The sequence below is a fragment of the Caballeronia humi genome (assembly GCF_001544475.1).
Taxonomy (GTDB): domain Bacteria; phylum Pseudomonadota; class Gammaproteobacteria; order Burkholderiales; family Burkholderiaceae; genus Caballeronia; species Caballeronia humi.
In genome coordinates this window covers 1-5,871 of sequence record NZ_FCNW02000119.1, presented here as the reverse complement: position 1 = coordinate 5,871, position 5,871 = coordinate 1, and the positions used below count along the sequence as shown (strand labels likewise).

At 59.6% G+C, this 5,871-nt stretch carries 2 protein-coding genes and 2 pseudogenes; 1 reads left to right on the top strand and 3 read right to left on the bottom strand.

Annotation, left to right across the window (positions count from 1 at the left end; all coding sequences use genetic code 11):
- Positions 1–735: 735 nt before the first annotated feature.
- The gene (locus AWB65_RS34020; RefSeq protein ID WP_087660223.1) at positions 736–1,767 is read left to right on the top strand and encodes a universal stress protein; all 1,032 of its coding nucleotides are present in this window, start codon (positions 736–738) and stop codon (positions 1,765–1,767) included.
- On the opposite strand, the pseudogene AWB65_RS34015 reads toward AWB65_RS34020, so the two are convergent.
- The 3 genes and pseudogenes from AWB65_RS34015 to AWB65_RS34005 all read right to left on the bottom strand — a co-directional run.
- Positions 1,742–2,390, bottom strand: a pseudogene (locus AWB65_RS34015) (hypothetical protein). The gene AWB65_RS34020 and the pseudogene AWB65_RS34015 overlap by 26 nt on opposite strands.
- A 3-nt stretch (positions 2,391–2,393) precedes the next feature.
- A complete protein-coding gene (locus tag AWB65_RS34010; protein ID WP_087660222.1) occupies positions 2,394–4,844 on the bottom strand; it encodes a cation-translocating P-type ATPase in 2,451 nt (816 codons plus the stop codon).
- 251 nt (positions 4,845–5,095) lie between these two features.
- A pseudogene (locus AWB65_RS34005) lies at positions 5,096–5,743 on the bottom strand (VIT1/CCC1 transporter family protein); the annotation flags it as partial.
- Positions 5,744–5,871 lie beyond the last annotated feature (128 nt).

Genomic DNA, 5,871 nt, shown 5'->3' with positions numbered 1-5,871 from the left:
ATGGAAATGGCCTCCGGTGGAAATTAACTCCAGCCTACCCGCTGAGAGGCGGGGGTGACCATCCCATTACAGCATGTCCATGAAGTTAACAGCCCCCTTCATGTCTTTTTGAAACCGTCTCTAAAGCAGCAATGACGATTGCGCCGTCCATACACATGGCCAACAACGAAGCGGTCACGAGATAGGCGCGCAGCATTTCAGCAGTAGTGCGACTCATCCTCATCTGGCTCCTTTCGCCAACTCATGTCGCGACAGGACTTTCGCCGGATGAATGCTAGAGAATCGAACCTGAAGCAAACCTTAAACATGCGACCAGATTGCGCTGGCGTACGCGTCAATCGGCGCGTTGTGGGGTCTCCGCGGTAGCTGCTCGTCAGCTCTCGACACTACCGACGCGAAGCTCTGCGCAAGAGAGCTTCATGGGGGAAGGCATGCCGAGATGAAACTTGGTGCGACGCAAACCAGAGGGGCCTTTCCTTAAAAAAAATTGCCCGGCTTACGCCGGGCCACGACGATTGTTTTGATGATTGGCTTCCATTTCGCTGATCCTGTCTGAGCCTCGACGCGTCGACCGCTATCGAACCGCCAGTCTAGTCGGCAGACACGCCGGGAGTTGACGTAAATCAAATGAAAGCAAGGAGGGACGTCTTATACCTGGGCATGGATTACCTTTGAAGGCTATCTCTACTCTACGCTTCAGCCACGCGTGTTCCGCGATCAACACGGAGTCTCACCATGAATCAGCCAGCCAGCCCCCACTCGCCTTCAGCGCGCTTCAGTCGGCTTTTGCTCTGCGTGGACTCGAGTATCGCGTCCATCCATGCTGCTACCTATGCCTGTCAACTCGGCGTAGGCGGCGTTCAAATCAGGGTAGTGAGCGTGCTCGAAATCCCCCGTGCACTGCTACCGATCGGCTGGCCGACCGGGCTGAATATCGCGGCTTTTTCAAACGAGTTGAGGGAATCCGCGAACGTCGCGCTATCGAAGGTTCGGCGCATTTTTGAAGACCATGGCTTAACGGTAGAGGCCGAACTGATAGACCTCGCCAGGTACGGGGGCGACGTGTCCCATGCCCTCGCGTCGGAAGCGCAGAGGTGGAACGCGGATCTGCTTGTTCTTGGGGCGAGACAACATCATGGCTTGTTGCGATGGGTAGAGGGCGCCGTCTCAGGACCCGTGACCAAGCTTGTGAAATGCCCGGTGATAGTCGTCCCGGAGAGCTACGAGCCGCAGCTTCAGCATGGACCGACGAAGATTCTCTTCGCTGTCGACGGAAGCCCGGCGTCTCATCAGGCTTTGCTGACAGGCATGACGCTCGCCGCGAGAGGGGCGCATTTAAGAGCGCTGTTTGTCCTGGATCGGACGATTCGATTCACCGACGTGGTTCCCGTGGACGTGCGGGAGGAAGCGCTTGTCGACCAGCGGGAAGAGGGAAAACGGGCGCTCGCCGCGGCAGCTGAAGTATTCACCTGCCTTGCCCCGAGTTTTCCCGCTGACTACGGCTTCCTGCATACAAAGCGGAGCGGCGACGATATCGCACACACCCTGGTTCGCGAGGCTGTTCGCTGGCCCGCAGACCTGCTCGTCATGGGCACGCATGGGCGGCGTGGCGTTGCAGGCTGGGTCCTCGGTAGCGTGTCCAATCGCGTCGCGCGTATTACTGCAACCCCGCTGCTGCTGGTTCGCGCAGCAGCCGATCACGCAGAGAGCCATGGAGAGACAGATACCCCGACCGTAGAAATCAGATCTTTGTGGAGCCAGTCCTAGATGGCAGCGCCCGCTTGAGCCGTCTGATTTTGTGGTCTTCCAGTAACGCCCGCCAGTCCAATTGCGACAGACCATAGACCAGGCCGAGCAGAACGAGTTGCGACCCGACAAAGTAAACGCCCGGATAGGCACCCAGTAAGTCGCCTTCCCCTTCCAGTCTGGCTGACGCGAACTGCGCCAGGCTTGTCCATGCGAGGTAGCTCGTCGTACGGCCTAAAAAGAATGCGAGTGCGATTGTTCTGAGGCCAAGCCCCGTCAACCCATACGCGATGAAAAGATAGTTTGACGGGAGCGGACTGAATGCATAGAGGAGGAAGACCGTTGCGGTCATGGCCTTCTTCCGCTCCAGCCATGACGTTGCCACGGCGATATTCTGCCGGTCCATGTCGCGCATGAGTCGCCCATGGATCAGCCAGTGGGAGCACCGCCAGCGCAACCCGCCCGCCCGTCGCGGCCAGCGCGGCGACGAGAGCCATGAGCACAGGATTGAGGTCAGGCTGCCGGAAGCCGATCCACGACAGGACCATCCACGTCGGTGGAGCGAATGCGGGAAGCAGGTTGAGCGCAAAGACCGCGCCGAAAAGGACGGTCAATGTCACGACGACCTGAGCGTATGTACTCATACTTCACCCGGCAAGCAGCGCGGCCATGGAGAAGAGCCGGGCGAACATGGGCACAGTCATCAATAATGTCAGCGCAGCGCCTGTCGCCAGAAGCACCACCCAGAGATAGGGATTCGTCTGACCCGTGCCGGCTCCGACGTGTCGGCGGCTCATCACGCGAACGACAAAGATCAACGCGACGTTGCCAAAGACAAGCGATAGAAAGCCGTAGGTACGGGCGATGGTTGGATCGAGGCCACGCTGGACCAACAGGGCATAGACACCCAGTACGGCAAAGGCAACGACGGCGCCGATCGCAAAGCATTGAATCATCGCCTTGCTCGACAACAACGCAATGCCGGCGGCCCGCGGCGGCCGGCGCATCAATCCGCCGCGTTCAGGTTCATTTTCAAATACGAGTGAGCACACCGGATTGATGATCAACTCCAGAAAGACAATGTGTACGGGCGCGAGCATCGGTCTCCAACCAAATATGATCGGGATCATCACGGCACTGACCATCGGAAGGTGAACCGCGACCGTGTAGCTGATCGCCTGAACGAGGTTGTCGTAAATGCGGCGACCCAGTCGAATCGCGGTGACGATCGGAGCGAAGTCGTCGCGTAGCAGAACCAGTGATGCGACCTCGCGTGCGACCTCGGCGCCGCGATTGCCCATTGCGATGCCTATATGAGCTGACTTGAGCGCCGGTGCATCATTGACGCCGTCTCCTGTCATGGCGACAACATCACCGCGTGCCTTGAACGCTTCCACAAGCCGTAGCTTCTGTTCCGGCCGGATGCGCGCAAATACACTGGTCGATCGAAGCGCACGTTGAAGGGACGCGTCGTCCATTGCGATTAGCGCCTGACCGGTCAGCAGATGCGTGGCATCTATGCCGACCTCGGACGCGATCGCTTGCGCCGTGGACGGGTAATCGCCGGTGATCATCACCACCCGAATGCCGGCTGTGCGGCATTCGGCGATCGCCGCGGCTGCGTCAGGGCGCACCGGGTCCATCAGGCCGACCAGTCCGACGAAGCTGAAATCGAACTCATGCTGGTCCGCGGGCCATGGCGACCCAGGATGATTCGCCTTGGCCACGCCGAGTACGCGGAGTCCGCGCGACGCCATCCGCGCGGCTTCGGCAAGGATGGCATCGCTCTCGAATCCGTCGAGATGGCAAAGCATGCAAACCGCTTCAGGTGCGCCCTTGCACGCTACGGCGTGATGCTGACGTTCAGGTGCGCGCCATGCATGCGCCATCGTCGGCAATGCCGGTGAAAGTTCGTATTCGTGGACGAGCGTCCAATCAGTATGCAGGCGTTCCGCTTTCTGGAGAAATTGACGGCCCGTCTGGTGAAAAGCGCGTTCCATCGGATCGACGGGCTCGATCTCACTCGCCAGAACGAGATATTCAAGGAGTTCTTTGAGGTGTTCGTCGATTTGCTGGGTTTTCGTATCGATGATCTGGTCCCGCCCTCCTGCGGACAGGACGCGAACGGACATCAGGTTCTGAGTGAGCGTGCCGGTCTTGTCCACGCACAGCACCGTAGTTTGGCCGAGTGTTTCGATCGCATTCATGCGACGCGTCAGAACGCCGGCTTTGGCAATACGGCGTGCGCCCAACGCCATGAATACGGTCAGAATCACCGGGATTTCTTCCGGCAAGATTCCCATCGCCAGGGAGATGCCAGCCAGAACGCCCGGCAGCCAGCTACCGTAGCGCCATCGATAAAGCACAACCAATGCTGCGCACAGCAGTATCGCCAGCATGGCGAAACGCTTGACGAAAAGTCCCATCTGGATTTGTAGCGGTGAGCGGCCTTCCGCGATGTTCGACAACGACTTGCCGATCCGCCCAAGCTCTGTCTGCGCGCCTGTCGTGCTCACCGTCATCCACGCCTGACCCTGGACCACCATCGAACCAAAATAGAGTCGATTATCTTCACTGTCGATCGCGCTCTTTGCGACCGCCTCCGATTCCCCCGTCAGCAGCGACTCGTCAACACTCAGGCCGTGGACTTCGACGGCTACTCCGTCAGCGGGAACCCGTGCCCCCTCGTCGACGAAAACCAGATCGCCGGGTACCAGATCGGCGGCGGATATCAGTCGCCGCTCACCATCGCGCAGCACCTGTGCTCGTGGTGCGGACATTTCGCGAAGTGACGCGAGAACGCGTGCCGTCCGATGACTTTGCACTGCCGTCAGGGCGACTATGGCGAGAACGAACCCGAGCAACAGGAAAGCCTCAGACGCGTCGCCGATCACGAAATAGATCAGACTCGCGGCGAGTAGCAGAATGAACATCGGCTCGCTCAGCACGTCGCGAGCGGTTTTCCACCAACTGCGGCCTTGCTGTGACTCGACGATGTTCTTGCCGAATCTGCCGCGTAGGAGTTCGGCGCTCTCGCTCGTGAGGCCCTGCCGAGCGGGGACGTCAACGCTCTCACCACCTGTCCGTTGCACAGGCATTTCGAGAGTGGCAGGGTGCGACTGGGTGTTTAATGAATGAGGCATCTGCGGGGCGTCCGATCTGGAAGGTCTGCATGATTACGGTATCGATGTCGATCGAACCTGATCCAGCATTGCGCCATGACGGCAGGTGCCTGTTGATAATCGTCAAGAAACTGCGGAACAGAGCGCCTCTGCAGCGGTAGACTTCGAATATGTGCTTCTCGGTACTCAGGCACTGTTGTTGTTGACCCGCTTCGGGCTTCTGCCACAGCCCCGAATAGCAAACCCACGGCAGCCGTTATTGCCATCGCCAGCAGACCCCAGAAACTCACGCGCCACATGCCTTTGATAGTGCTTGCGCCACCGGTGTAAGCTGCGAGTGCGCCGAGAACGGCCAGGAACGCCAGCGATGCGATGCTGACGGCCCCGATCAACCAGCCAGAAACTGACAGAAGCGCGACCAGTAATGGCAACGCGGCCCCGATTGTGAAGGCCAGCGCTGATGCGAGTGCAGCCTGGAGCGGTCTGGCGCTGACAGCCTCCGAGATGCCTAACTCGTCGCGGGCGTGGGCAGCGAGCGCGTCTTTGGCCATGAGTTGCGTGGCGACCTGGTCCGCGAGCGCCTCCTCGACACCGCGTTGAACATAAATTGCTGCGCGCTCAGCATGCTCGCGCGCGTGACCGGTCGAAAGCTCGACGTGCTCCCGTGCAAGATCCGCCTGCTCGGTATCGGCTTGGGAACTGACGGAGACGTATTTGCCGGCAGCCATCGCCATTGCGCCCGCCGCGAGGCCGGCAACGCCCGCCACGATAACTGCGCTATGCGTCGCACTGGAGGTAGCTACGCCGACAATAAGGCTGGCGGTGGAGACAATCCCATCGTTGGCACCCAGAACGGTCGCACGCGGCCAGCCTATATGTTGGGTGCGATGGCGCTCGCTCCGGCTGTGGTCCCCCCGGCGTCACAGTAGATGTCGCCTCTGAATTTTTGTTATTTGAAGAACTCAGAGGTGCAGGTTGAAGACGAAACAGACGTATTCTGTAG

Excerpts from the sequence above, each read along its gene's own strand:
- AWB65_RS34020 (WP_087660223.1), top strand. The coding sequence starts at position 736 with ATGAATCAGCCAGCCAGCCCCCACTCGCCTTCAGCGCGCTTCAGTCGG.
- AWB65_RS34010 (WP_087660222.1), bottom strand. The coding sequence starts at position 4,844 with ATGCCTGTGCAACGGACAGGTGGTGAGAGCGTTGACGTCCCCGCTCGG.